Here is a 25,760-nt window from a genome sequence, read left to right on the forward strand (position 1 = left end):
CGACTTGCCGCATACCTACTCACCATCATGACAACCACCCAAACCCCCACACCCACACCGACACCCACCCCAACCAAGCAAACACCACCCGCGATCAGCAACGAACAAATCGACGCCATGGACCTGGACACGCTGCTCACCGTCGCCGGGGCGGACGATCCCGAGACCGCCGGCGAACACTAACGGAGGAATCCCGGTGACAACCCGCGATGAACAAATCATCGAGGCCCTGCGTCGCTCGGTCAAGGAGAGCCAGCGACTCCGCCAAGAACTGCAGAGGCTCAACGCCCGGTTGCGAGAGCCCATCGCCATTCTGTCAATGGCCTGCCGGTTGCCCGGCGGCATACGTTCGCCCGAGGACATGTGGCAGGTGCTGGCACAGGGCGCCGAGGCCGTCTCGGCCTTCCCCGATGATCGCGGGTGGGCCCTCGACGCTCTCTACGACCCAATCCCGGGACGCCCGGGGCGCTGCTACACCCGCACGGGCGGCTTCCTCGACGACGCCGCCGACTTCGACCCCGCCTTCTTCAGCATCACGCCGCGAGAGGCGATGTCGATGGATCCCCAGCAGCGGCTTCTGCTGCAGACTGCCTGGGAGGCGCTGGAACGCGCCGGGATTCCGCCCGAGTCGCTGAGGGAGACCGCCACCGGCGTCTTCGCCGGTGCCCTCGCCGCGCGCTATTCGCCCGGCATGGACCGCGTCCCTGAGCAGTACCTGGGCTACGCGTTGATCGGGAACGAGACCAGCGTGCACTCCGGCCGCATCGCCTACCACCTGGGGCTGGCCGGTCCTGCGATCACCGTGGCCACCGCTTGCTCCTCCTCACTGGTCGCCCTGCACCTGGCCGCCCAGGCCCTGCGGGCGGGGGAGTGCGACTACGCGCTGGCGGGCGGGGCCACCGTCATGTCCACCCCCGACACGCTGCTGGAATTCAGCATCCAGCGCGGCCTGGCCGCCGACGGCCACTGCAAGCCGTTTTCGGCGGCGGCGGACGGCACTGTGCTGAGCGAGGGCGCGGGCATGCTCCTGCTGGCCCGCCTGTCCGACGCACAGCAGCTCGGCCACCCGGTCCTCGCCGTCATCAAGGGCTCCGCGCTCAACCAGGACGGCGCCAGTAACGGCCTGACGGCGCCCAGTGGTACGGCGCAGCGCCGGCTCATCCGCAGCGCCCTGCGGAACGCCGGCCTCACCGCTTCCGACGTGGACATGGTGGAGGCACACGGCACCGGCACCACCTTGGGCGACCCCATCGAGGCGGAGGCACTGCTGGAGGCCTACGGCCACGAGCGGCCCGCGGACCGCCCGTTGTGGCTGGGCTCGCTCAAGTCCAACTTCGGCCACCCCCAGGCCGCCTCCGGCGTAGCGGGCGTCATCAAGACCGTGCTGGCCTTCCAAGCCCGGCGCATGCCCAAAACCCTGCACGTCGACCAGCCCTCGCCGCACGTGGACTGGGAGTCCGGACACGTACGCATCCTGGACCGCGACCGCGACTGGCCGAGCATGGATCGGCCCCGGCGGGCCGCCGTGTCGTCCTTCGGCATGAGCGGTACGAACGCGCATGTCATCCTCGAGGAAGCGCCCAAGAGCACCGGGCCGGCCACCGTTTCCGCGCCGGGTGTTCCCGGAGCGGGAGCCGGTTCGACCGAAGATGCCTCCGGGCCGGCCGCCTGCCGCGTCTTCCTCCTCTCCGGCATGGGTCCGGCCGCCCTGCGCGCCCAAGCGGCGCGACTCGACGCGCACCTGGCCGCCCGGCCCGGCATCGCACCGGAGGCACTCGCCCACGCCCTGACCACGACGCGGACAGCGTTCAGCCACCGGGCCGCGATCTGCGCCGGCTCGGTCGACGAGCTCTCCCAGGCATTGCGGGCGCTGGCCGACGGACTTCCGCACAACCGGCTGGTCACTGACGAGGTGCGGCGGGGCGGGACCGCCTTCCTCTTCGCCGGGCAGGGTGCTCACCGGGCGGGGATGGGTGCGGAGCTGTACGCGGCGTACCCGGCATTCGCCGACACGCTCGACGAAATGTGTGTGGCCCTCGACCGCCCTGGGGCCCGGCCGCTGCGGGAAGTGATGTTCTCCACCGAGCCGGACATCGCCGGACTGCTGACGCGCACCGTCTACGCGCAGCCGGCGATCTTCGCCTTCGAGATCGCCATGTGCAGGCTGCTGCGCTCGTGGGGACTCAAACCCGACGTGCTCCTCGGCCACTCCATCGGCGAACTCGCCGCGGCCTTCGAAGCAGGAGTGTGGTGTCCGGAGGACGCCGCCGCACTGGTGTCGGCCCGTGGCCGGCTGATGGACGCGCTGCCCCCGGGTGGAGCGATGGCCGCCCTGCAAGGCACCGAGGCCGAGGTACTGGCCGAGCTGGAGCGCAGCGGTTCCGGCGCCGTCGTCGCCGCCGTCAACGGCCCGCAGGCGGTGGTCGTCTCCGGTGCGGAGGCCGAGGTGCTGGCCGCGATCACGCGCTGGAAGTCCGCCGGTCGCAAGGCCACCAGACTCCGGGTCAGCCACGCCTTCCACTCGACGCTCCTCGGACCGATGCTCGAGGAGTTCCGCGAAGTCGCGGGCTCGCTTGCCTACCGGCGCCCCCGTAGGCCGGTGGTCTCCAACGTGACGGGATCCCTGGCGCCTCCGGAGGACTTGTGCTCGCCCGACTACTGGGTGCGCCAAGCCCGCGAAGCGGTCCGCTTCGCCGACGGGGTCCGCGCGCTCCGGCAGCAGTCGGTCACCACCTTCATCGATGTCGGTCCGGACGGCTCGCTCGCGGCCCTCGCCTCCGGTTGCCTGACCGACGCGGAGACCTCTGCCGGCGAGACCGACACCATCGCCACTGCTCGACTACCCGGCAAGGAGGTCGAGACCGTGCTCCGCGCGGCCGGTGCCGCGCACGCCAGGGGCGGCACAGTCGACTGGGCGGCGGTGTTCGGCCCGGCAACCTCCCAGGTCGAGCCGGTCGCCCTGCCGACCTACGCGTTCCAGAACACCCGGTACTGGTGGCAGCTGACTACCGCCACACCCGGTGCGGTACCTCCGGAGCCCACCCCGGAGGTACCCGCGGGCGACGCCGCGGAGCCGCTGACCGGTGACCGGCTGGAGGCCGTGGTACGGGCCCACGTCGCAACAGTGACCGGCCTGCCTTCCCCGGCGGATGTCGACCCCCGACTGGCCTTCCTCGACCTCGGCCTGACCTCGGTCGGCACGCTGGAACTGCACCGGCGGATCCAGACCGCCACCGGCGCCAAGATCTCGACGACCTTCGCGTATGAGTACCCCACCCCGGCCGCGCTATGCGCACACATCGAGTCGGCGGCGCGGCAAAAGACCGCGAGTACGGCGAGCCCGACCGTCACGCACGACACGCCGCGGCCACACGGCGCCGCCCCGGACCCCCTTGATCCCGACGACATCGCCATCATCGGCATGGCCTGCCGCTACCCTGGCGGCGTCACCGGCCCCCAGCAGTTGTGGGAGCTCGTCCGGGACGAGGTCGACGCGATCTCCGCCTTCCCCGAGGACCGCGGCTGGCCCATCGAAAACCTGTACCACCCGGACCCGGAGCACTCGGGCACGAGCTACACGAAGGAGGGTGGCTTCCTCGACGACGTCGCCGGTTTCGACGCCGCCTTCTTCGGCATCTCCGGCCACGAGGCTTCCGCGATGGACCCGCAGCACCGGCTGCTGCTGGAGACGGCCTGGGAGGCCATCGAGCGGGCCGGGATCGACCCGCTGTCGATCCGCGGCAGCGCCCTCGGCGTCTACATGGGGATCGCCATGCAGGACTACCGGCCGCACAGCGACGAACACGCCGACGAGATGGCCGGCTACCTCACCGGGCTGGCGCCCAGTGTGGCCTCCGGGCGGATCGCCTACCTGCTCGGTGCCCAGGGCCCGACGATGACGGTCGACACCTCCTGTTCCTCCTCCCTGGTGACCCTGCACCTGGCCTGCCAGTCCCTGCGCAACGGAGAGAGCACCATGGCGCTGGCGGGCGGGGCCACGGTGCTGGCCAGCCCGGACGCTTTCATCGGCTTCAGCCGGCAGCGCGGCCTGTCGCCGGACGGCCGTTGTAAGGCGTTCTCGGCCGAGGCGGACGGCACCGGATGGGCCGAAGGCGCCGGCGTACTGCTGCTGGAACGCGTCGGGGATGCCCGCCGACGCGGGCACCCCGTGCTGGCCGTGGTCAAGGGGTCCGCCCTCAACCAGGACGGCGCGAGCAACGGCCTCACCGCACCCAACGGCCTCGCCCAGCAGGACGTGATCCGTAAGGCGCTGGCCGACGCGCGGCTGTCACCCGACGACGTGGACCTGCTGGAAGCGCACGGCACCGGTACGGTGCTCGGCGATCCCGTCGAGATCAACGCCGTGCTGGCGACCTACGGCGCTGACCGTTCCGCCGACCGTCCGCTCTGGATGGGCTCGTTCAAGTCGAACGTCGGTCACTCCATGGCCGCGGCAGGCGTCGGCGGCGTCATCAAGTCCGTCATGGCGCTGCGCAACGAACGGCTGCCCAGAACCCTGCACGCCGATCGGCCGACCCCGTATGCCGACTGGGACAGCGGGGCGATCCGGCTGCTCACCGAGGCCCTGCCGTGGCCCCGGCGGGAGAGCCCGCGCCGAGCCGCGGTCTCCGCGTTCGGCCTGAGCGGCACCAACGCGCACGTCCTCATCGAGGAGGCACCGCCGGCCCCCGCCGCGGGCTCAGCCGTCGAACCCCACCACGTCGTCTGGGCCCTGTCCGCACCGACCCGCGCGGCGCTGCGCGCCCAGGCGCGGCAATATGCCGAGCACGCCCGCCGCCACCCCGAGCAGAGCCCGGCGGCGATCGGAAGGGCGCTGGCCGCCCGCTCCGTCTTCCGCCACCGCGCGGTGGTGATCGGCGGGGACCGCGGCGAGTTGATCGAAGGCATGGAGGCCCTTGCGGCCGGACGCACCTCAACCGCGGTGGTCGAGGGCGCGGCCGCCACGCGCAAGGCGGTGCTCGTCCTGCCGCCCACGGCCGACCGGGCCTTGCCGGAAGCGTGGCAGGCATACGGGATCGCGCCGCAACTGCTGTTTCGTTCGGACGAGGCCGACCTGGCTGCCCGCCTCACGGCGGCAATCGCCGACGGTCACAACCTCATCCTCCAGTGCGCCCCCGGCCTGGCCGAACAGGTGCGGCAGGTGGCAGCCGAGGCGGGCCCCAAGGTCGCCGTCGTGCTGTGCTCCGGCGCGCCGGAGGTGGCGGATGACCTCTTCGTACGGGCGCTGGCCGAGGTGCACGTGGTCGGCCTGTACGCCGATTGGTCCCCGCTGCTGGGGCGGCGCCAAGGGCCCCTGGACGTCGAACTGCCGACGTACGCGTTCCAGCGGTCTCGCTACTGGGCGATGCGCTCCCACCCATCGGCTGCTCCGTCGCTCCCCAGCGCGCCGCCTGCCGCGCCCGTGGCCGTAACCGCCCGAGAGAAGTCGAGCACGGCCGCGTGGGACCTCGAGGGCGAGGCGCGGTACGAGGCTCTGCTGGAGTTCGTCCGCGTGCAGGCAGCCGACATGCTCGGGATCGACGTTGACGACCTCGACCCGGAAGAGGGCTTCTTCCAGCAGGGTTTCGACTCGATAATGGCCATGCGCCTGCTGCGGGCGCTGGAGGCACAAATCGACGTGCCGCTGCCCAGCACCCTGCTTTTCGAACAGCCGAACGCCACCGCCCTCGCGCTGTGCCTGGCCGAGGAAGTCACGGCGCCGCCGCCGGAGCCGACCGCACGGGCCACCGCGCCGGAGGTGGCCGACGCGCCGCGGACCCCGGTGTGGGAGGCGGCTGAACGCATCGACGAAAACGATCTGCTCGCCCGGTTGGAGGCGGAGATCGATCGCGCACGCGCTGTTCGTGAAGGGATGGCCAACCGATGACTGTCACCGAGGACCCGCGGCAGAGCGCGGTCTCACGAGCCCTCGCCGAGATTGTCCGGCTGCGCACGGCTCTGGAGGAAAGCGAGAAAACCCGCTCCGTGCCGATCGCCGTGGTCGGCATGGCCTGCCGGTTTCCTGGTGTTGACGACCCGGCCGCGTACTGGGACCTGCTCCGGGCCGGTAAGGACGCGGTGACCGACATCCCGGCCTCCCGCTGGGACAACGACGCCTTCTACTCGTCCGATCCGGACGCCCCGGGCACCATCCGGACCCGCCGGGCCGGCCTGGTGGACGACGTGGACCGGTTCGACGCCGCGTTCTTCGGCATCTCGGCCCGCGAGGCCGCCCACATGGACCCGCAGCAGCGCATGTTCCTGGAGACCGCTTGGGAGGCGCTGGAAAGCGCCGGCATCGCCGCCGACCGGCAGGCCAAGAGCCGGACCGGCGTCTTTGTCGGGGTCACCAGCCACGACTATTTGCAGTCCCTGATGAGCCGGCTGCCGCTGCCGGATCTGGACGCGTACGCCATGACCGGGCAGGCCTCGACCTTCGCGGCAGGACGGATGTCCTACTGGCTCGGGCTGCAAGGCCCGAGCCTGTCGGTGGACACCGCCTGCTCGTCTTCCCTGGTCACCGTCCACCTGGCGTGCCAGAGCCTGCGGGCGGGCGAGAGCGACCTCGCCCTCGCGGGCGGGGCCAACGCCCTGCTCGCCCCGGAGGGCTTCGTCGTCCTCTCGCGGGCGAAGATGCTTTCTCCCGAGGGGCGCTGCGCGACGTTCGACGCCTCCGCCAACGGGTACGTCCGCGCCGAGGGCTGCGGCGTGGTCGTCCTCAAGCGCTTGTCGGACGCGCAGGCGGACGGCGACCGGATCCTGGCCGTCATCCGCGGCTCCGCCGTCAACCACGATGGCCGTAGCAGCGGGATCACCGTGCCCAACGGCCAGGCCCAGCAGGACTTGATCCGGGCGGCCCTCGACCGGGCCCAGGTGCCCTACTCGCGCATCGGCTACGTGGAGGCCCACGGTACCGGGACGGCCCTCGGCGACCCGATCGAAGTCCGCGCACTGGCCGCCGTGCTCGGCGCGGGGCGGGACGCCCCGCTCGTCGTCGGTTCGGCCAAGGCCAACGTCGGCCACCTGGAAGCCGCCGCCGGTGTGGCGGGCCTCATCAAGACCATCCTGGCCCTGCAGCACGAGGAGATCCCGCCGCAGGCCCATCTGCGGGACGTGAACCCCGCGATCGACTTGCAGAAGCTGCCGGTCGAGTTCCCGCTGGCCGTCACGCCGTGGCCGCGGTCGGGTGAACCCCGGTTCGCCGGCGTCAGCTCGTTCGGTGCCAGCGGCACCAACGCGCACCTCGTACTCGAAGAGGCACCTCTGGAGGACGCGCGGGCAACCGCACCGGATCGCCACGAGCACCTGGTGACCCTGTCGGCCCGCACGCCCACCGCCCTGCGCGCCCTGGCCCAGCGCTGGATCGACAAGCTGTCCGACGCCGACGAGGCGGCACTGGCGGACATGGCCGCCACGGCCAACAAGGGCAGGGCGCGCTTCACCCACCGCCTCGCCGTCCGCGCCGACTCCGTTGGGACCCTGCGGGAACGGCTGCAGCGGCATCTCGACGCCGAAAAGGTTGCCGAAGTCCACACCGGCGAGGTGCCCGTGGGCCGGCGGCCGAAGGTGGGCTTCCTGTTCACCGGCCAGGGCTCGCAGTACCAGGGCATGGCCCAGGAGCTCTACCGGACCGAGCCGGGCTTCCGCGCCGACCTCGACGAGTGCGCCGAACTGTTCGCCGAGCACCTGGAACACCCGCTGCCGTCCGTGCTGTCCGGCCAGGACGGGGCTTCCGGACTGATCGACGCGACGCGCTACACCCAGCCGGCGCTGTTTTCGGTGCAGTACGCGCTCGCGCGCCTGTGGATGCGGTGGGGTGTCCGGCCCGCCGCCATGACGGGCCACAGCATCGGCGAGTACGCGGCGGCCTGCGTCGCCGGGGTGTTCGACCTGAAGACCGGCGTGGCGCTGGCCGCGGAACGCGCCCGCTCGATGGCCGAACTCCCGGCGGGCGGGGCGATGGCGGCGGTCTTCGCCAGCCACGAGCAGGTCGCCGAAGCCATCCGCCCATACGCGCGTGAACTGGCCATCGCCGCGGTGAACGGTCCTGAGCACACCGTGATCTCCGGCGCCGAAGGCCCCCTCGACGAGGTGGTGGCGGCGTTCACCGCCGACCGGATCCGCACCCGGCGGCTGCCGGTGTCGCACGCGTTCCACTCGCCGCTGCTGGACCCCATGCTGGACACGTTCCGAAAGGCCGCCGCCCGGTTCGGCTACGAGCCGGCCCGGATTCCCCTCGTTTCCATGCTCACCGGCGACACCGTCACGGCCACCACCTTCAGTGCCGATCACCTGCGGGACCACGCCCGCCGGCCCGTACTGTTCCACCAGTCCGTCCGCAAACTGATAGACCTCGGCTGCCGCACATTCGTCGAGATCGGCCCCAGTCCGCACCTGTGCGGCATGGCACGCAACGCGTTCCCCGGTGGCGAGTACCGCTGGCTCGCCTCGCTGCGCCCCAACCACGGCGACTGGCGCGTGCTGCTCGACGCCGTGGCCACTCTGCACACCACCGGCATCGACATCGACTGGGCGGCGGTCGACGGCCACTGGGCCCCGAAGAGCGTCGAACTGCCCACCTACCCCTTCGAACGGAAGCGGCACTGGTTCGCCGGGGCCGAAGGGCTCGCCGACCGCCCGTCCGGTGCCTCGGCCCCGGGCACCAGCCTGATCGGCACCCGCCTGTCCTCCCCGCTGGAGGAGATCCAGTTCCGGGCGGTGCTCTCCCCGGCGGTGCACCCGTGCCTCACCGAGTGCGTTTCGAACGGTATCGCCATCGTGAATGCGGGCTTCTACGTGGAAAGCGCGGTCCAGGCAGTCGCAGCGCTCACCGGCGTCACGGGAGCGACCCTCAGTGGGGTGGTCATTCCGCGCGCCCTGGCCATGCCCGCCGAAGGGCCCGTCACGACGCAGCTCACCCTGTCCGGCGCCGCGTTCACCTACCACAGCCAGGCCTCACCCGACTCGGAGTGGGTGCTTCACGCTCGCGGCACGGTCACCGTGGGGCCGCCGGAGCGGCCGACGGTATCCGGAGACGAACTGGCGGCCGTGGCCGAGCGCTGCACGACGAAGATCCCTGGGGCGGACTTCTACGACGGCCTGCGCGCCCGTGGCGTCGATCTGGGCCCGTCCGCACGCTGGCTCAGCGACATCGCCCGGCGCGATGGCGAAGCGCTCGCGCGGCTGCGCCGGGCAGAGGTAGCCGAGTGGTCGCTGGGCTACCGGCTGCATCCCGGCGTCGTTGACTCGATGCTCCAGCTTCTTCTCGCCTGCCGGCCGGTGAATCACGACCGCGACGACGCCCTGATCATGCTGGAGATGCAGCGATACGAATTCTTCGGCCACGACGGCGGACCGCTGCTCTGCCACGCCGTTGTGACGGACAACCTGACGTCTGCCGCCACGACGATCGCCGACGTGATCCTGGTGGCGGAGGACGGGCGGTGCGTGGCCCGGATTACCGGTGTCCACATGCGTGCCATCACCGGGGAGACCCTCACCGAGGTCCTTTCCTCCAACCCACGGCCCACCACCCGCAGTCGGAAGGCGTACGCAGAGGCGCACGACGCCGCGCAGGACCTCGCCCGCCGCGAGCGGCTGACGGAGCTGCTGCGGGCCGGCCAGGACGACGACGTCCGGCAGCAGGTTCGCGCCGACCTCGCCCAAGCCGTGGCAGCGGTGCTGGGCGGGAGCGTCGACGACATCGACCACCACGGCGCCCTTTCCGACCAGGGGATGGACTCCCTGCTTGCGATGGAACTCAAGGAACGCGTCGGCAGGCACTTCGGCGTGGACCTGCCCACCGCGGTCTTCCTCGACACCCCGAGTCTGTCCAGCCTGGAGGCCGACCTCCTCGATGCCCTGCGGACGCACCGTCCGTCATCGGCGCCAGGCAGCGCGAGCCGGGCGCCGTCCGAGCGCTTCGGGCCCGGCGGCATGCAGATCACCGAATACGGCAGCGGTGTACCGATCGTCTTCGTGCATGGCGGGGTTTTCGGCGGCCTGCAATCATGGCAGACCCAGATGCCCTTGGCGGACAGGTGGCGCCTCGTCCTGGTGTCCCGCCTCAACTACGACAGGAGCGAGACCAGCGAGCGCGAGGACTACCGGGAGGACGGCGGATTGCTCACCGCGCTGCTGAAGGAGCAACCGCCCGGCGGCGCCCATCTGGTGGCCCAGTCCTACGGCACCCTGGGTGCCCTCTACGCCGCGGCGGCATTGCCCGAGGCGGTGCGCTCCCTCACCCTCATCGAGAGCCCGGCCAGCGTCGTCGCCCGCGGGACCAGCGTTGTCGATGCCTACGAGAAGTCCATGCGCGACCTGGTCGCGCATCCGCCCGACGACCCGGAGGCATTCTTCCGGGCATTCTTCGCCGGCATCGAGCCCACCGCCGACTTTCCCAGCCCCCTGCCGGCAACGCTGCGCACCTTCTCGAACCGCGCGCACGACAGCTCCCGCATCGTCTGGCCCTGGAACGCGGAGATACCGGATCAGGAGATCCGCGCCGCTGCCTTCGCCAAGCTGGTCGTCACCGGCGGGCAGCGACCGGTTTTCGAAGTGATCGGGGACGCCTTGGCCGAGCGGATCGGCGCTGACAGGGTGATCATCCCTGGGGGCCACGGTACGCAGAACACCGGCGCGCCCTTCAACACCCTCCTTACCGACTTCCTGAACCGCGCTGAAAACAACGCTGAGCCGGCCCCGTGACCCCACCCTTCCGACGTCGAAACAGGTTGGCCACGAATCAGCTCACGCTTCCGTCGGCGGTGTCAGGACACCGGCCCGGCGCGGTACTCGAAGACCACGTCGGCCAACGCATCGACGGACACCGCCCCCGCCCGCGTCGAGCCGGAGTTCGGGTGATTCGGGTGGTTCGTAGGGGGAGTCGATGCCGGTGAAGTGCATTAGCTCGCCGCGCCGGGCCCTTGCGTGAAGGCCCTTGCCGTCGCGGGCTTCGGCCACCTCCAGCGGGGCGTCGACGTGGACTTCGATGAACTCGCCGTCGTCGTGCAGGTCGCGAGCCAGCTGGCGTCCGGCGCGGAAGGGGAAGATGAACGATGCCAGGACGATGATGCCGGCGTCGACCATCAGCCGGGCGACTTCGGCGACACAACGGATGTTCTCGACACGGTCGTTGTCGGTGAACCGGATTCAACAGAACTGGTCACGCTCGCGGCGACGGCGTGGTGAGATCCGGCGCACCGGCCCGCCTCGGCGGTCCGTGGGCCCAAGAAAGCCTTCAGCGCGGCGACGCCGGGGCGACCCGGTCGGCCAGCCGCTCGCCCCACCTGTGCGCCCGGTCAAGTTCGCCATCGACCAACCTGTCCGGCTTCGTGACGACGAAGAAACTCTCCGCCGGTACGAGTAGCCGATAACCGTGGCGCCGCAACAACTTCGCCGCACCGCGCGCAGCCGAGCCGGTCAACCAGCGTGGTTGGCCCAGGCGGGTGTCGAAGGTCGCGGCGAGCGCGCCGTCCGGGGCGGCGCCGAGGCCCTCGAGCCATTCACGGATCCCGGTTGCCGAGCGAATCTCACCGGACGCCTGCTTCCTGGCTCCATCCCGGGTGGACGAACGGCTCATCCCGTGCACGTGGGTCGGCCCGCCAACGACGATCAGGTCGGCACCGGCCAGTTCCGGGGTCGCCTTGTCCACGTTGACGACGTCGGCGGGCACCCGCGGGGACAGGCCCTCGGCAATGGCGCGCGCGATTTTCTCGGTGTTGCCGAGCATCGACTCGTAGATCACTACCGCATGCATGTCATACCTCCGTCATGGTGGTTTGTCGTGCGGCCCGGTGCACCGGCACGGCGATCAGCACGACACCGGCGCCGAGGAACAGCACGCCGACGCAGAGGATGGTGCCGCCGATCCAGCCGAGCCCGGGCACGGTCGCGCCGATCTCGGCCCGCACGCTGACTCCCGGTGAACCGTCGGGGTTCATCGCCACAGCGGTCCAGTCACCGGATGGCGCCGGCCACGTCACGACCTGAGTTCCCACGCCCTGCGTCTGGGTGGCCCAGATGTCGGCCGACGTGGGTGGCGCGGGCACGCTCTGTCCTTTGTGGATAGTTACGTCATTGCCCGCCATGTCGCGGACCGTCAGGTAGTCGGCGCCGGCGAGGTAGCGCGCCACCGCGTCGGAGGGCGCGATGCCGACGTACACGTCCGGATTCGAGCCGGTCGGGCTTACCCGCGCCCGGACATCACCGGCCACCCCGGAAAACCCTTGCCAGCTGGTGGTGTCGATCCCCTCCGCGACGATCGCGTAGCCGCTCGTGGCATAGATGTTCGAAGTGGACAGATAGCCGTCGGCGTCCCGTGCGAAGCGGTCGGCCCACAGCACCGCGGCGCCACCGCTGATCAGGCCCATCGCCGTCAGCGCCAGCACGGCGCCGGCGATCACCGACGCGATCCGCCCCGGCGTCCACCACTGAGCCGGCCGCGGCGGATGGTGGACTCCGGCCGGCACCACCGGGCCGGCGGGGTCACGGCCGCCGGTGTCGAGGCGAAACGGCGGGTACTCGTCGGTCATCAGGGCCGCGTAGGCGCCGACCCGGACCACCCAGCGGTCCATGCCGAGGACGAAGTCGAAGATCGGGGTCAGGTACCGGCCGGTGAACAACAGCACCACGGCCGCGACGAACACCAGGATGCCGACCAGACCGCCCGCGGCCCAGTCGAACCGGTCGCCGCGGTCGTGGAGCCACAGGCCACCGCCGACGAACAGGCCGACGACGATGTACTGCGGGATGGCCAGCAGCCACCACTTGACCAGCACCAGGCCGCGAGACAGCCGCTCGGGATAGTCGACCTCCAGCCGCGCCGGGTACTCCGGCACGTCGGCGAGGGTGAACGGCGGGTACTGGTCGGTGCCCAGCGCCGCGTAGCCGTAGTACTGAACGCGCCACGTCCAGCGCAACACGCCTACGTTGAAGTCGAACATCGCGCGCGGGTAGCGCCCGGTGAACAGGATCGCGAACAACGCCACGCCCGTGAGCAGGCAGAACGCGATCCACAGGAAGAACAGCACGACATAGTGGGGAATAAGGAGAATCCATTTCACCAGCCACGACCACCGGGACAATCCGGTGTCCAGCGACGCCTCGACCCGGACGGGATAGACCACCGCTTTCACCTCCTTCACCAGCTCGGATCCTCACTCTCCCCGCACCCCCCGCCACCCGACAGACACAAAAGTCCCCGACCCCGGGGCATTCCGACCCCCGCCGCGGGTCGAACGCTCGCCGAGGCGAGTCGCGGCCGCCGGTCCACCCACCAGGCCGTCAGGATTTCCTTGGTGGGTAAGCAGATACGCCGCGAAGGCGGTGTCCTGGTCACCAACTACGACGCCGCGGCGCGGCTGGGGATGGCGCCCGCGGAACTTCGCTTCGCCGCCAACCGGGAACGGGCCGAGCCGGCACGGCGGATCAAGCCGCCGCACCAGCACAGCCGCCGGATACCCGTCGGCGGACGGACCGTCATCCCCACCGACGACGCGGTGACCACCGGCGCCACCGCGCGGGCCGCGATCCGGGCGCTGCGCGCGGCGAAGTCCGGGCCCGGCGCCCAAGCACGAGCCACCGCAACCGCCCGCCTGGCGAGGCGGGCCGGCGTGATCGCGCTGATCCTCACGCTGGTCGCCATCTTCCTGCCGGTGCTGCTGACCACGTGCCGGTCGGTCCCGCTGTCGAACCGGTCGAGAACCCCGGACGGCGGCAGGAACGGGTTCGTGTCGCGCTCGCGCAGGTGCGTGCGTACGCGCATGCTGTCGCCGCGCCGCACACCCTTGACGAACACGCGCCCGCGCTCGGTGTGCAGGGTCGCCACCAGGTCGGCACTCACACCGTCGTCGGGTTCGTCGGCGCGCGCCACGGCCGCGCCAAGGCGCTGCTCGACGTCGCCCCGCAGCTCGGGTGGTAGCTCGTCCCAGTGGGTTCTGTCGGTCATGTCGCGGGGTCCAGGTGTCCGGCCCCTGTGGGTCGTCGAGCCACACGAACTGCGAGTCGCGCCTGACGGTCAGCCCGAGCCGTTCCCAGCCGGGGCGACCGGTCGCCGTCCACAGCTCGTGCGCGGCTTCGACGGGCCCCACAGTGCGACGTCGCCGACCTCGGTCACAGTGCCGTCGTGCAGGCTGACGGTCGCAGTCGAGCCGTCCGGCGCGGTCAGCGTGGCGGCTGTCGGCGTGCGCGTGGCGGGATCGAGGATCAGTCCGTGCGTGACGCCGGTCGGCAGACCGCACAGTTGCGCGAGGAACCACACCACGGGCGCGCTCTGCCACGGCTGCGGCGGCGCGGACGTCACGCGCTCCCGTCGCGCCGACTCGGTGCGGGCCTCGGTGGGCGCGGTTATCGTGTTTGTGTCGTCGTTGTGTCGCACCGCCATGAACGACGCCATGTGCGGCGCGAACCGGCCCTCAAGCGTGCCGTCGTCGAGCTTGTGCAGGTGCACGAGGTTACCGGCGCTGATCGCGCGTTTGAGGTCGACAAGCACCGCTCCCCCCGGCGAAAGCTGGTCGGCCCACGCGCGCGGCACGACCGGCACCGAGCACGTCGCGATGATCCGATCGAACGGGCCGTGCTCGGGCAAGCCGCCTTCGCCGTCGACCGCGACGAGCGTTGGCCGGTAGCCCGCAGCGGCAAGCCGTTCGCGCGCGACGCCGGCGAACACCTTGTCGACATCGACGGAGAACACGTGATCGTCGCCGAGCCGGTGCGACAGCAATGCCGCGTTGTAGCCGGTGCCGGTGCCGATCTCAAGCACACGATGCGTGACGTGGACGTCGAGCATTTCGAGCATCCGCGCCATGAGTTCCGGGTTCGTGCTCGACGACACCGGCTCGGGGAATCCGCGCGGGTTGTCGAGCACGGTCACGAGCGTGCGCGGCGAATACACGCGGTCCCAATGATCGACCGCTTCCCAGCGACGCCACCGGCCGGTGCCGTCCTGCTCGAACACATTCGGCACGAACAGATGGCGCGGCACTCCGGCGAACGCCGCATGCCACTCAGCCGACGTGATGTCACCGTGCTCGCGCAGCAGATCGGCGAGGTCGCGCGCATAGTCGGTCCATTCGCGCTGTGTCGCGATGTTGTTCATGATGCTCCTTTCGCGAGCATGTCAGCGAGTTGATCGGTAATCGGTGCGCCGGTCTTGTCTTCGATCCACCCGAACTGCCCGTTCGCGTTGATTCCAGGAACGTCCACTCGCCGTCCGGGCCGATGACGAAATCGAGCGCACCGTAGGTCAGGTGCAGTTCGGCCATCAGCTGCCGAACGGCGTCGATGACGTCTGCGGGCGCGTCGATCAGGCTGTAGGTGTTCGTGTCGTAGCCGGTGCGCCAGTCGATGTACGCGGATGCAGTGTGTGAGTAGATCGCGGCCGTGGTGATCTCGTCGCCGACGACGAACATGCGCGCCTCAAACTCCTTGCGCGCCCACTGCTGGAACAGATGCGTCGTGACCTCGATACCGCGCAGGTCAGCCAGATCGGCGGCCTCGAGCGGCATCGTGTGCGCGAAGTGGCGTTCACCGGCTTCGACGATCGAGATCGCGCCGAACATCTTCGTCACCGTCTTCGCCTCGGACGCGAACTCGCGCACCACGTCGGCTTCGTCAGTAACGAGAGTGTCCATAACGCAGCGCCCCGCGACGGCAAGCTGGTTATGGATGGGGTTACGGGATGACCGTTGACCGCTTGAGAAAACTGCCATGGTCGACTGTTCAGATGAGTGGCAGGGGCCAGCGATGCCAGTCGTCGTCGTTGCCGAACCACACGAACTGGGTGCTGTCGTTGGCGACAACGCCGAACTTGTCCGGGGTGGGCTGGTTGAGGTCGTCGAAGAGACGACGGGTTGCTTCGACGGTGTCCCAAAGTCGCCGAGAACCGGTCTGGGCAACCCGGTAGCGCTTGGATGGTTCTGGGCTGGTGAAGGCTTCGGCGCGGGAGCCGTCGGCTGTGGAGACGATGACCGCGTCCCGTTCGGCACGGCCGGGCGGGTCGAACGCCGGGCCTCGCCAGAGGGCCTGGACGGCGTGGAGTTGCAGTTGAAGCAGGAACCGGAACCCGCCGTCGTCGACGGGGACGTCCGCGGGAGGGAGGCTGGTGGTGGAACGGCTGCTCGTGCCGCGCCGGGCGTCAGGAGTGTGCTCGTGGGGCCGGTGCGGATCGGCGAGGTCGGGCCGCAGCCACATGAAGTGCCCGCCCAGTGGCAGGACAGGGCCGATGACCTCGTCCTCCTCGTCCTCTTTGGACAGCAGGCAGAGCGTGCCGCCGGCGAGTTCGCCGCGCAGGTTCGCCAGGATCTTCCCGCCGGGCTTGAGCTGCCGAATCCAGGCTAGCGGGATCTCGGAGACGGCCGCGGTGGCGATGATCCGGTCGAACGGGTCGTGCCCAGGGGCCCCGGCCGCGCCGTCACCGGCAAGTAGGGTCGGGGTGTAGCCGAGCTGAACCAGCCGTGGCGCGGCCTGCGCGGTGAGGTCGGGGTCGATGTCGATCGAAACGACGTTGTGGTCGCCGAGGCGGTGCGACAGCAGCGCGGAGTTGTAGCCGGTGCCGGTGCCGATTTCCAGGACTCGCATGTCGTCGCCGACGTCGAGGGCTTCGAGCATGCGAGCCATCAGGCTGGGCATGGTCGAGGAACTGGTGGGAACCCGCAGCGGCTCACCTGAAGGCATCCGGTGCCCGGCGGCGTGGGGTTTGTCTTGGACGACAAGGGATTCGTCGGCGTAGACCGTGTTCAGCCACTCTTGGCGGGTGGCGGGGACGTCGCCGGACAGTGTCCGGTAGCCGTCCGAGGTGCGGACGATGACCTCCGGTGTGAACAGGTGGCGGGGTGTGGCGGCGAACGCCTCGATCCACTGTTTGCTGCGCAGGTGGCCAGCGTCGGCAAGGGCAGCGGCCAGAGCCGCGAGCGGGGGTTCCCAGTCGGGGTGGGTCATGCGGTGCCTCCGGTGAGCTGGCGGGCGATGGCGTCGGCGATGGGCAGGCCGGTTTCGTGCTCCAGCCAGCCCCATTGGGCGTTCGCCCCGCATTCGAGGAACAGCCACTCCCCGGTGTCGGCGGACTCGGTGAAGTCGAAGCACCCGAAGGACAGCCCGAAGCGCTTGAGGTAGGCGGCGACGGCCTCGGCGACGTGGCAGGGCGTCGGAACGGCCTCGTAGGACAGGGCCGGGTAGTCTGCTCTCCAGTCCACATAGGACTCATCTGAGCCTGCGTGGATCGCGACGGCGAAGCACTCGCCGCCGACGGCGACCAGGCGGATGTCCCGGCTCTTGGGGATGAACGCCTGGAACTGGCACGGGGCCATCGCGATCGAGGCGTCGTCGATCTCGCTGGGATCGATCAGGGTGGCGTAGACCAGCTTGACCCGATCCTCCTCGTGCAGGAACGCCGAGGTGAGCGGCTTATAGAGGACCTTGCCGAACCGCCGGGCGAACGCGCGCGCGTCCCGGCCCGACGATGTGATCATCGTCGGCGGGACCGGCAGCCCGATCTGGGCGGCGGCGTGCAGTTGGGAGGGCTTCAGTTCGGCGTCGGCGATGCGGGAGGGGTGGTTGACGAACGGGACGGGCAGGCTGGAGATCAGCCCGCCCAGGCCCTGCCGGGCCTCGGCGAGGGCGAACCGGCGGTGTTGCCGGTCGAGATGGGCGGGCAGCCGAAACTCGCTCGGGCGGCGCCAGTAGACGGCCTCGATCTCCGCCAGGGCCAGGTCGTGCTGTCCGTGCGAGAGCCGTCCGGCCCAGGCAGGATCTGGGCCGGACGCGGTGAACGACAGTGTCTCGGGGAAGTCGCCCAGGTCCATCCGCGCATAGCCACGACCGCGCGCCTGAAGGGCCTGGCAGACCCGGGAGGCGGTGTCGTCGTCGGGCGCCGTGAGGACCAGAACCGTCATCTTCGTGTCAGTCCTCGCGCTCCCGCTGCACGGAGTCCTGACGGGTCACGACCCTGCCGTCCTCGCTGACCTGCGTGGCCTCCTGCACCGTGACCGTGTAGTAGGTCTTCTTGTGCTTGTCGTCGGGCATCACCGGGGCGACGGCGAACCGGAGCCCGAACGGCGCCAGCTCCGACTGCGCGGCCTCGGCGCAATCGGGGGTCGTGACCGGCGGGCTTGCCAGGGGCAGCTTGTCCAGCACAGCCATGACCGGATCGTTGACAGGCATTCTCGACTCTCCGTTCGTGACGGTAGGCATTCTGTAATCAGCCTCGCGTATCCGAGCTGATGGCGGAAGGGGTGTGGACGGAGTAACTGACCGATGAACCAGTGACCGCCCCAACGCAACGCTGGCCGAGTGATCACCTGGCTCTGGTTTTGTCATCGATTCTGGCGACCTTCGCAGCCGCTTCGAGCTCTCTTTGGAGCCGGTGTGCTCGAAGTGTCAGGCGCTGGATGTTGGCAACGGCCAGGTCGAGGTGATCTCGCAGGAGCCGATTCTCCCGGCGGAGCTTGGCGTTGCGTGCGACGAGCCGGGTGTGCTCGGCCGCGGCCGGTGACTCGGCGGCATCGGTCCGGGGTGTGCGGCGGGCTTCACCGACTTCGTCGGCGATGTCCGGGAAGTGACGACGGAAGGTGGTGTTGGACAGGCCGAGCCGCCGGGCGACGGTGAGGACGCTCGGCCGGCGGCCCGTGGCGGCAGCCTCGCCGAGGACGTGGTCGCGGGCGTGCTGGGCCTGTTCGGGTGTGGGGATGCGGGTGGTGCGATTCATGATTTGTCCGGCTTGTTGCGGTTCAGGAAGTTGGTGATCTCGGTCCGGCTGTTCTGCTGCGCGGAATGTCCTCGCGGGCCGCGCCTCGTCGGAGTCGTGTTCTCCTACCCTGAGGTGCAACCGCGCGCCACAGTTCCAGGGCGGGGACTCGCGACGCGGCCGCCGCTCGCCGAGCGGCCCTGGACCAAGTGCCGTCGCACAGACGGCGACGAGGAGCGAGCCAGATGATGCCGTTGTCCCGGCGGACCGCAGCGTTGTCAAGCATTCCCAAAGCTGCTCAGCGGACCTGGTTTCGACAAACCGGGATACGCACCGACGGACCGCGATCGGGCGATCGCCGAGCCAGGCGACAAGTACGGATTCACCGAGTGGACCCCCGTTCGACCCCGCGCTGAAGGTGACCGTGGCCGACGTCAGCTCTGGTCGCTCGTCGTCCTGACCCGATCACGACCGTCGAGTAGAAATCGAGATGGAGATGAGCTCGGAAATCACCGCGGACGTCCCGGCCGCACCCGACCGTCCCCACTCGAACGCCCCGGGCTGCCCGATCGTCGACGGGGTAGCGTTCGACCCGCTCGACCCCGCCCAGACCGACAACCCCTATCCGTGGATGGAAGTCGCTCGCAGGGAGGCGCCGGTCTTCTACCTGCCTGAGCAGGACGTCTACTGCGTGACGCGGTATGACGACGTGCTCGCGGTGATGCGAGACGACGAGACGTTCTCGTCGGCCAACGCCGTGACACCGATCACGATGCGTGGACCACTCGCCGAGGTTTTCCCCGATGGTCATCCGATCCGCCACTCGCTGCTTCTCAAGGACCCCCCGGAGCACCACGTTATTCGCAGACTGGTCCAGCAGAACTTCACTCCGCCCGCGATCGCCGGGTACGAAGCCATGGTGCGTGAACGCGTCCAGCGCCTGATCGACGATTTCATCGACGACGGACAGTGCGACCTCGTCGCGCAGTACACCGCGAAGCTTCCTGCCCAGGTGATCTGCGACATCATCGGCGTGCCGGACTCCGAAGGCCAGAACCTGGCAAGCTGGGCCGACGACACGATGCGCCTCTTCGAAGGCGCGCCCGCGCTCACGCCCGAGGAGGAACTCGGCCTCGCCCAGCGGGCCAAGCCCGTGATGGACTGGCTCATCAGCTTCGTGAACGAGCGCCGCCAGAGCCCGCGGGACGATCTGACGTCCGCACTGCTGCTCGCGGCCAAGGACGGCCAGGTCCTGATGACCACCGACCAGGTCGTCGGCTTCATCGACAGCCTGCTGATCGCCGGCGTCGGAACCACGAAGAACTTCATCGCGCTGGCCACGCGGGAGCTGCTTTCGCATCGCGATCAATGGGAAGACCTGAAGGCGGACCGCAGCCTGCTCGACAACGCGCTCGAGGAGTGCCTGCGTTTTCGCACCCCCTCCCGTGGCTCACGCCGAATCGCCACCCGTGACGTCGAGCTCGGCGGGGTGCTGATCCCGAGGGGCGCGAACGTGCACCTGATGCTCTACTCGCCGCAACGTGACGAAACCGTTTTCGACCAGCCCGACAAGTTCGACATTCACCGCGCCAACGCGAAGAAGCACTTCGCATTCGGACGCTGGACGCACATGTGCCTGGGCCTGAACCTGGCAAAGCTCGAGGCGCGACTGTCGTTGGAAGCCTTCATGGACCGCCTGCCCGATGTACGACTGGTGCCGGGGCAGGAATGGGCATGGGAACCCAACATGACGATCGCCCAGTTCAAGTCCCTTCCGCTCGAGTGGGACTGACGGCTCTCGCGGCCGACATGGGAGCCCGGGCCTTGATTCGTGTCGGTGACCTTGACGGCTGAGGCCGTCATCGAACAACAACCGCGTCCGGCGCGGCCGCGCGCAGCGCGGATGCCGCGCACCACCTCGGTCGCCCACGCGTCGAGGTCGTCGCAGGGGTAGCCCACGACGGTCGGCCACGGCCAGCATCGTGTGTCCCTCCTCATCGGAAAACCACGTCCTTGGGGGACACCCAGGCTCGGGCGCCGCCGATCTGGACAGAACCGCACGGCACTTGGCTGACCGAACATTCGGTAACATGCGAGCTCTGTGACCGGCGTCTCGACGAGGAGTTCGCATGACAGCTGCGGCGGCTACGCCGGCTACCACCGGGTTCGAGGACTGGGAACACCGGATCTGTCGCACGTTCGTGCCCCTGCGGGCGCGGTGCGAGGACGGCGCGAGACAGTTCAGCGGTGATGTCGGCTCGACCGCCCTCGGCTCCGTGATGCTGGCCGAGGTGTCCGCCTCCCACGGTGTGGTCGAGCGCACCCGCCGGCTGATCCGCAAGGACGACCCGGAGTTGTACAAGTTCGGCCTGCAGGTCAGTGGCACCAGCGTCATCGAGCAAGACGGCCGCCAGGCCCGGCTGTGGCCCGGCGACCTCGCGATCTACAACACCTCGCGCCCCTACCGGGTCTCCTTCAGCGACGACTTCCGGATGACCATCGCGATGTTCCCGCGCAGGCTCGTCCGGCTGCCCGAGCACCACATGGCAGGCCTCACCGCGGTCCGGCTGGCCGGCGCCACCGGACTCGGCTCCCTGATCGCCCCCCTGATGCGGGGGCTGAGCACGGAACTCGGCTCGGCGCGGCCGGTCATCGCGACCCACCTCGGCGATGCGGTGGTGGACCTGGTCACGGCCGCCTTCGCGCAGCAAATGCAGCAGCCGCTCGACGAGGAGCACTCCGCATCGCACCGCGCGCTGGTGGCCCAGGTGTGCAAGTTCGTCGACGACAACCTGCACGACCCCGGCCTGACGTCGAAGACCGTCGCCGACGCGCACTTCGTCTCGGTGCGCTACCTGCAGAAGGTCTTCGAGGCCGAGGGGAGGTCGGTGTCGGCGATGATCCGGACACGCCGGCTGGACAGGTGCAGGCGAGACCTCGCCGACCCCCAGAACCTGCACGTCCCCATCGCCAGCGTCAGCCACCGGTGGGGTTTCACCGATCCCGCCCACTTCTCGCGCCTGTTCCGCGGCACCTACGGCAAGTCGCCCCGCGAGTACCGCAAGACCTGCTTCGCCTGACCAGCCGCGAGGGGCCGCTCCACCAGGTGGCGGAACGACCCCTCGTTCGCTGATCACAGGACGATGGTGACGACCTTCTCCTCGGTGTTGGCCAGGATGCCGCTCCACCCGAGTTCGCGGCCGATGCCGCTGGTCTTCATGCCACCCCACGGAAGGGCCGGGTCGAGCGCCGCCCACCCGTTGACCCACACCGCTCCGGCCCGGACCTTGGACGCGAGTGAGTGCGCGAGCGAGACGTCCCGCGTCCAGATCGTCGCGGCGAGGCCGTACTCGGTGTCGTTGGCGATGGCGATGGCCTCCTCCACGGTGTCGAAGGGAATCACCGCGCCGACCGGACCGAAGATCTCCTCCCGGGCGATGGTGGAGCCGTTGTCGACATCGGCGAAGATGGTCGGCCGGACGAAGAAGCCCGGCTGGTCCGGCTTCCCGCCGCCCGCAACGACACGAGCGCCCTCAGCCTTGCCCTTCTCGATGTACTCGAGCACCCGCTTCCGCTGGCCCTCGTTGATCAACGCGCCCATCGTGGTGGACTCGGCGAACGGATCGCCCAGCACCTGCGCCTCGGCAGCCTCCGCGAGCGCGTTCACCACGGTCTCGTAGTGCGAGCGATGCACCAAGATCCTGGTGCCCGCCGCGCACACCTCGCCCTGGTTGAAGAACAGCCCCATGGCGATGCCCTGGATGGCCGCGTCGAGGTCGGCGTCCTCGCAGACGATCTGCGGGCTCTTCCCGCCGAGCTCGAGCGTCACCCGCTTGAACGTGTCGGCGGCGGACTTCTGGATCTGCCGGCCCACCTCCGGTGACCCGGTGAAGCTGATCTTGTCGACATCCGGGTGCGCGACCAGCGCGGCCCCGGCAATGCCACCCAGGCCAGGCACGATGTTGACCACACCGGCAGGGAACCCGGCCTCCTCGATCAGCCTGCCCAGGTGCAGGATCGACAGAGGGGCATCCTCGGCGGGCTTGACCACGACGGTGTTCCCCGCCGCCAGCGCCGGACCGAGCTTCCAGGCGGCGATCATGAGCGGGGTGTTCCACGGGACGATCGCGCCGATCACGCCCACGGGCTCGCGCACCGTGTAGGAGTGTGTCTTCGCCATGCCCAGGTAGCCCGCGGTCGGGATGGTCGAACCTTGGATCTTGTCGGCCCACCCGGCGAAATGACGGAACGTGGCGACCGTGTTCGGCACGTCGAGCAGCCCGGGCTGACCGACCGGCTTGCCGACGTCGAGGGCCTCCAGGCGGGCCAACTGCTGGGCATCCCGCTCGACGAGGTCGGCCAGCCTGTTCAACAGCACCGCCCGTCCCACCCCCGGCGTCTCGCCCCACACACCGTCCAACGCGGCACGCGCGGCACGGACTGCCCGGTCCACATCCTCGGGGCTCGCGTTGGCGACCTTGACCAGGACCTCGCCGGTCGCGGGGTTGAGATCGTCGAAAGTCTCAGCCCCCTCCGACCACGCGCCGTCGATGAACAGCCCGGTGGTGAAGCCGGCCCGCGGATCGGCGGTCAGTGTCATGGCGTCCTCCTACTTTCGATCTACTTTCGATGGGATAGCCGCTCCCACGCTCGCAAGATCCGACGGCTCCGAGTTGCGCATCACCGCACACGGTTTGACAGTGGGCGCCGTCCTCCGCTGATGCCCACCTGGAAGACGTTCGGATACCAGATGTAGGGCGGAGGCTTCGGCGATCAAGCCGAGTGGAGCGAAGCGAGGAAGCGCTCGAGAGTCCGCACCACGTCGTCGTGCGTCCAGCACGACTCGCCCTTGTGCGCGGGATCCCGCGGTCCAGGCGATCGGCACCCCACCTGCTCGCCCCGCGGGGTATCGGTTGTTCTGCCGATGTGCCGCCGCGATCCGCCCACCTAGTGTGGCCCGCACGCCATCCCGAGACTAGGAGTGAGAATGACCGTATCGACCCCGCGCGAGCTGCAGGAACGGTTCGCCGAGTACTTTCTGGCCGACGATCTTGACGGGCTGCTGTCGCTGTACGAGGACGCGGCCGTCTTCGTCGCGCAGTCCGGCGATAGCGGGAGCGGAGCCGTCGCGCTGCGTGAAGCGCTGGGCGGATTCCTCGGCATTCCACGCACCTCGTTCAAGCTCACACCGACGTTCGCGGTCGAAGCGGACGGTGTGGCGCTGATGCACGCTGACTGGTCCCTCGAGGGCACCGACCCCGAGGGCAAGCCCCTGTCGCTAGGCGGCGCCACCGTCGAGGTGGCCCGCCGCCAGGCCGACGGCAGCTGGCGCTATGCCGTCGACAGCCCGTTCGGCATCGTCGGCTGACGCCGGGAGTCCCTTGGCCCGTTCGGAGGCTTGTGAGCAATGAGCGAGGAATTGTGGCGTTGGTCCGCCGAACGGACCGCGCGGAGCATTCGTACCGGTGAGGTCTCGGCCGCGGAGGTCGTGACCGCGGCGATGGCGCGGCTGGAGGCGACCAACGGCGTCTCGAACGCCTTCGGTGAGATCGCCGATGACGCGCTGGACAAGGCGAAAGAGGCCGACGAAGTGATCGCCCGGGGCGACCCGGTTGGTCCACTTCACGGGGTGCCGGTCGCCTTCAAACTGAACACCGACCTCGCAGGGCATCCGACACCCGACGGGGTGGCGGAGTACCTGCGGCACCCGGCCCCGGAGACCGCACCGGTGATCGCGAACCTCCAGGCGGCGGGCGCGATTTCGCTCGGACGCACCAACTGCCCGTCGTTTTCGTTGCGGTGGAGCACGCAGAGCGAGCACTGGGGCGTCACCCGCAACCCGTGGGACAGCGCGGTCACTCCCGGCGGATCGAGCGGCGGCGCGGCGGTAGCGGTCGCCACCGGTATCGTCCCGATTGCCCACGGCAACGATTTCGGTGGGTCGGTCCGCTACCCGGCGGCGGTCTGCGGCGTCGTCGGCATCCGGCCCACTGTGGGCCGCGTGCCGATTTGGCATGCGGCTGGCCCCGGAGCCGGGATGGCGCTGTCGGTCAGCGGGTTCGCAGTAGAGGGCTCGATCGCGAGGACCATCGGCGACCTGCGTCTGGCGCTGCGCGTCATGCAAGCACCCGATCCCCGGGACCCGATCACCGTTCCCCTGGACTCCCTCGGGCGGGACGCCGGCCGGGCGCCGAGGCGGGTGGCGATCGTGACCGACCCGGGCCGCCATCCGTTCGCCGGCCCCGGCCTGCCCGAGACGACCGACGCGGTCCGGACAGCGGGCGCCTGGCTCGCCGAGGCCGGCTACCAGGTCGAGGAGGTCGAACTTCCCATACTCGGCGAGGCCGCGACCCTGTGGTGGAAGCTGGTCATGACCGAACTGCACGTCATCGGTCTCGCCAGCGAGATCGAGCGCGTGGAGGAGACCGAGATCAGCCGCGCCTTCGGGCTGATGCGCGCGGTCGCGGACGACGCCTTCGGCGAGGTGTCGTTCGCCGATTTCCTGGCCGGCTGGGATCGACGCCACCTGCTACGCCGGCAGTTGTCCGAATTCATGGCGGACTTCCCGATCCTGCTGCTTCCCAACTCCGGCGAGCCGCCGTTCCCACTCGGTCAGGACCTCGAATCGGTCGATCGCATGCGCGAACTCGCGATCCACCAGTGGCCGAACACCGCCGTCCCGCTCCTCGCGCTACCTGGCCTCGGTATCGGGGCCGTGACCCGTGGCGGCGCACCACTGGGCGTCCAGCTCATCGGCCGGGCGTTCGACGAGGAGACGCTGTTCCAGGCCGGCGAGGTCATCGAGAAGCGACCGGGCATCACCACCCCGATCGATCCGGCTCACCACGGCTGAGTTCACGGTGCCACGGCGAACCAACCCGTGGCACCGTCAGTCACAGTGGCACAACGGTTGTGGACGCCGCGGCGTCCACGGCCTACCTTCACGAGATGCAGGACGCCTCCGCCACCACAGTCCGTCTGCTGGATACAGCCATGACGGTGCGGGAAGCCGCGCACGGTGCCGCACACGGGACGGCGCCCCTCGGCTCGGTACTCACCGCCCTCGCCGACCTCATTC

At 69.8% G+C, this 25,760-nt stretch carries 17 protein-coding genes and 1 pseudogene; 7 read left to right on the forward strand and 11 right to left on the reverse strand.

Going from position 1 to position 25,760, the window contains the following annotated elements; genetic code table 11:
• The 3 genes and pseudogenes from VJT49_RS00680 to VJT49_RS00690 form a co-directional block, all read left to right on the forward strand.
• Nucleotides 1–183 (forward strand): hypothetical protein (locus tag VJT49_RS00680; protein WP_324162045.1); only part of this gene is annotated, 183 nt, incomplete at its 5' end.
• 13 nt (nucleotides 184–196) lie between these two features.
• Nucleotides 197–5,887, forward strand: a pseudogene (locus tag VJT49_RS00685) (beta-ketoacyl synthase N-terminal-like domain-containing protein); the annotation flags it as partial.
• A complete protein-coding gene (locus VJT49_RS00690; RefSeq protein ID WP_324162048.1) occupies nucleotides 5,884–10,707 on the forward strand; it encodes an alpha/beta fold hydrolase in 4,824 nt (1,607 codons plus the stop codon). The pseudogene VJT49_RS00685 and the gene VJT49_RS00690, both read left to right, overlap by 4 nt.
• Nucleotides 10,708–10,749: 42 nt before the next feature.
• On the opposite strand, the gene VJT49_RS00695 is transcribed toward VJT49_RS00690, so the two are convergent.
• The 10 genes from VJT49_RS00695 to VJT49_RS00740 form a co-directional block, all read right to left on the reverse strand.
• A complete protein-coding gene (locus VJT49_RS00695; RefSeq protein ID WP_324162050.1) occupies nucleotides 10,750–11,088 on the reverse strand; it encodes an adenylyl-sulfate kinase in 339 nt (112 codons plus the stop codon).
• Nucleotides 11,089–11,239: 151 nt separating this feature from the next.
• On the reverse strand, nucleotides 11,240–11,758 hold the full coding sequence (locus VJT49_RS00700; RefSeq protein ID WP_324162052.1) for a flavodoxin family protein: 519 nt from the start codon (nucleotides 11,756–11,758) through the stop codon (nucleotides 11,240–11,242).
• A 1-nt stretch (nucleotide 11,759) separates the two neighbouring features.
• The gene (locus VJT49_RS00705) at nucleotides 11,760–13,145 is read right to left on the reverse strand and encodes a DUF4389 domain-containing protein (RefSeq protein WP_324162053.1); all 1,386 of its coding nucleotides are present in this window, start codon (nucleotides 13,143–13,145) and stop codon (nucleotides 11,760–11,762) included.
• Between the two features lie 197 nt (nucleotides 13,146–13,342).
• On the reverse strand, nucleotides 13,343–13,948 hold the full coding sequence (locus VJT49_RS00710) for a hypothetical protein (protein ID WP_324162055.1): 606 nt from the start codon (nucleotides 13,946–13,948) through the stop codon (nucleotides 13,343–13,345).
• 69 nt (nucleotides 13,949–14,017) lie between these two features.
• Nucleotides 14,018–15,097, reverse strand: coding sequence for a methyltransferase domain-containing protein (locus tag VJT49_RS00715; protein WP_324162057.1), 1,080 nt, complete (start codon nucleotides 15,095–15,097; stop codon nucleotides 14,018–14,020).
• On the reverse strand, nucleotides 15,021–15,602 hold the full coding sequence (locus VJT49_RS00720; protein WP_324162059.1) for an ATP-grasp domain-containing protein: 582 nt from the start codon (nucleotides 15,600–15,602) through the stop codon (nucleotides 15,021–15,023). Before VJT49_RS00720 ends, VJT49_RS00715 begins: the two co-directional genes overlap by 77 nt.
• 118 nt (nucleotides 15,603–15,720) lie before the next feature.
• A complete protein-coding gene (locus VJT49_RS00725) occupies nucleotides 15,721–16,938 on the reverse strand; it encodes a methyltransferase domain-containing protein (protein ID WP_324162061.1) in 1,218 nt (405 codons plus the stop codon).
• Nucleotides 16,935–17,891, reverse strand: coding sequence for an ATP-grasp ribosomal peptide maturase (gene tgmB, locus VJT49_RS00730; protein ID WP_324162063.1), 957 nt, complete (start codon nucleotides 17,889–17,891; stop codon nucleotides 16,935–16,937). Before tgmB ends, VJT49_RS00725 begins: the two co-directional genes overlap by 4 nt.
• Before the next feature lie 7 nt (nucleotides 17,892–17,898).
• Nucleotides 17,899–18,159, reverse strand: coding sequence for a hypothetical protein (locus VJT49_RS00735; RefSeq protein WP_324162064.1), 261 nt, complete (start codon nucleotides 18,157–18,159; stop codon nucleotides 17,899–17,901).
• A gap of 133 nt (nucleotides 18,160–18,292) precedes the next feature.
• Nucleotides 18,293–18,703, reverse strand: a complete 411-nt coding sequence (locus VJT49_RS00740; protein ID WP_324162065.1) for a hypothetical protein — start codon at nucleotides 18,701–18,703, stop codon at nucleotides 18,293–18,295.
• A 475-nt stretch (nucleotides 18,704–19,178) separates the two neighbouring features.
• On the opposite strand from VJT49_RS00740, the gene VJT49_RS00745 reads away from it, so the two are divergent.
• The gene (locus VJT49_RS00745; RefSeq protein ID WP_324162067.1) at nucleotides 19,179–20,474 is read left to right on the forward strand and encodes a cytochrome P450; all 1,296 of its coding nucleotides are present in this window, start codon (nucleotides 19,179–19,181) and stop codon (nucleotides 20,472–20,474) included.
• Between the two features lie 337 nt (nucleotides 20,475–20,811).
• A complete protein-coding gene (locus VJT49_RS00750) occupies nucleotides 20,812–21,762 on the forward strand; it encodes a helix-turn-helix domain-containing protein (RefSeq protein ID WP_324162069.1) in 951 nt (316 codons plus the stop codon).
• A 53-nt stretch (nucleotides 21,763–21,815) separates the two neighbouring features.
• On the opposite strand, the gene styD is transcribed toward VJT49_RS00750, so the two are convergent.
• Nucleotides 21,816–23,282: a phenylacetaldehyde dehydrogenase StyD gene (gene styD, locus VJT49_RS00755; RefSeq protein WP_324162070.1), complete on the reverse strand. Its 1,467-nt coding sequence runs from the start codon at nucleotides 23,280–23,282 to the stop codon at nucleotides 21,816–21,818.
• A 387-nt stretch (nucleotides 23,283–23,669) separates the two neighbouring features.
• Here styD and VJT49_RS00760 point away from each other — a divergent pair, with 387 nt between their 5' ends.
• On the forward strand, nucleotides 23,670–24,050 hold the full coding sequence (locus tag VJT49_RS00760) for a YybH family protein (protein WP_324162072.1): 381 nt from the start codon (nucleotides 23,670–23,672) through the stop codon (nucleotides 24,048–24,050).
• A 39-nt stretch (nucleotides 24,051–24,089) separates the two neighbouring features.
• A complete protein-coding gene (locus VJT49_RS00765) occupies nucleotides 24,090–25,535 on the forward strand; it encodes an amidase (RefSeq protein ID WP_324162074.1) in 1,446 nt (481 codons plus the stop codon).
• Nucleotides 25,536–25,760 lie beyond the last annotated feature (225 nt).

Origin of the sequence: Amycolatopsis sp., from assembly GCF_035276945.1 — a bacterium.
Lineage (GTDB): Bacteria > Actinomycetota > Actinomycetes > Mycobacteriales > Pseudonocardiaceae > Amycolatopsis_E.

What these genes read in the sequence shown, in the direction of transcription:
- VJT49_RS00690 (WP_324162048.1), top strand. Translation starts at nt 5,884, where the DNA reads ATGACTGTCACCGAGGACCCGCGGCAGAGCGCGGTCTCACGAGCCCTC.
- VJT49_RS00695 (WP_324162050.1), bottom strand. Translation starts at nt 11,088, where the DNA reads ATGGTCGACGCCGGCATCATCGTCCTGGCATCGTTCATCTTCCCCTTC.
- VJT49_RS00700 (WP_324162052.1), bottom strand. Translation starts at nt 11,758, where the DNA reads ATGCATGCGGTAGTGATCTACGAGTCGATGCTCGGCAACACCGAGAAA.
- VJT49_RS00710 (WP_324162055.1), bottom strand. Translation starts at nt 13,948, where the DNA reads ATGACCGACAGAACCCACTGGGACGAGCTACCACCCGAGCTGCGGGGC.
- VJT49_RS00715 (WP_324162057.1), bottom strand. Translation starts at nt 15,097, where the DNA reads ATGAACAACATCGCGACACAGCGCGAATGGACCGACTATGCGCGCGAC.
- VJT49_RS00725 (WP_324162061.1), bottom strand. Translation starts at nt 16,938, where the DNA reads ATGACCCACCCCGACTGGGAACCCCCGCTCGCGGCTCTGGCCGCTGCC.
- tgmB (WP_324162063.1), bottom strand. Translation starts at nt 17,891, where the DNA reads ATGACGGTTCTGGTCCTCACGGCGCCCGACGACGACACCGCCTCCCGG.
- VJT49_RS00735 (WP_324162064.1), bottom strand. Translation starts at nt 18,159, where the DNA reads ATGCCTGTCAACGATCCGGTCATGGCTGTGCTGGACAAGCTGCCCCTG.
- VJT49_RS00740 (WP_324162065.1), bottom strand. Translation starts at nt 18,703, where the DNA reads ATGAATCGCACCACCCGCATCCCCACACCCGAACAGGCCCAGCACGCC.
- VJT49_RS00745 (WP_324162067.1), top strand. Translation starts at nt 19,179, where the DNA reads ATGAGCTCGGAAATCACCGCGGACGTCCCGGCCGCACCCGACCGTCCC.
- VJT49_RS00750 (WP_324162069.1), top strand. Translation starts at nt 20,812, where the DNA reads ATGACAGCTGCGGCGGCTACGCCGGCTACCACCGGGTTCGAGGACTGG.
- styD (WP_324162070.1), bottom strand. Translation starts at nt 23,282, where the DNA reads ATGACACTGACCGCCGATCCGCGGGCCGGCTTCACCACCGGGCTGTTC.
- VJT49_RS00760 (WP_324162072.1), top strand. Translation starts at nt 23,670, where the DNA reads ATGACCGTATCGACCCCGCGCGAGCTGCAGGAACGGTTCGCCGAGTAC.
- VJT49_RS00765 (WP_324162074.1), top strand. Translation starts at nt 24,090, where the DNA reads ATGAGCGAGGAATTGTGGCGTTGGTCCGCCGAACGGACCGCGCGGAGC.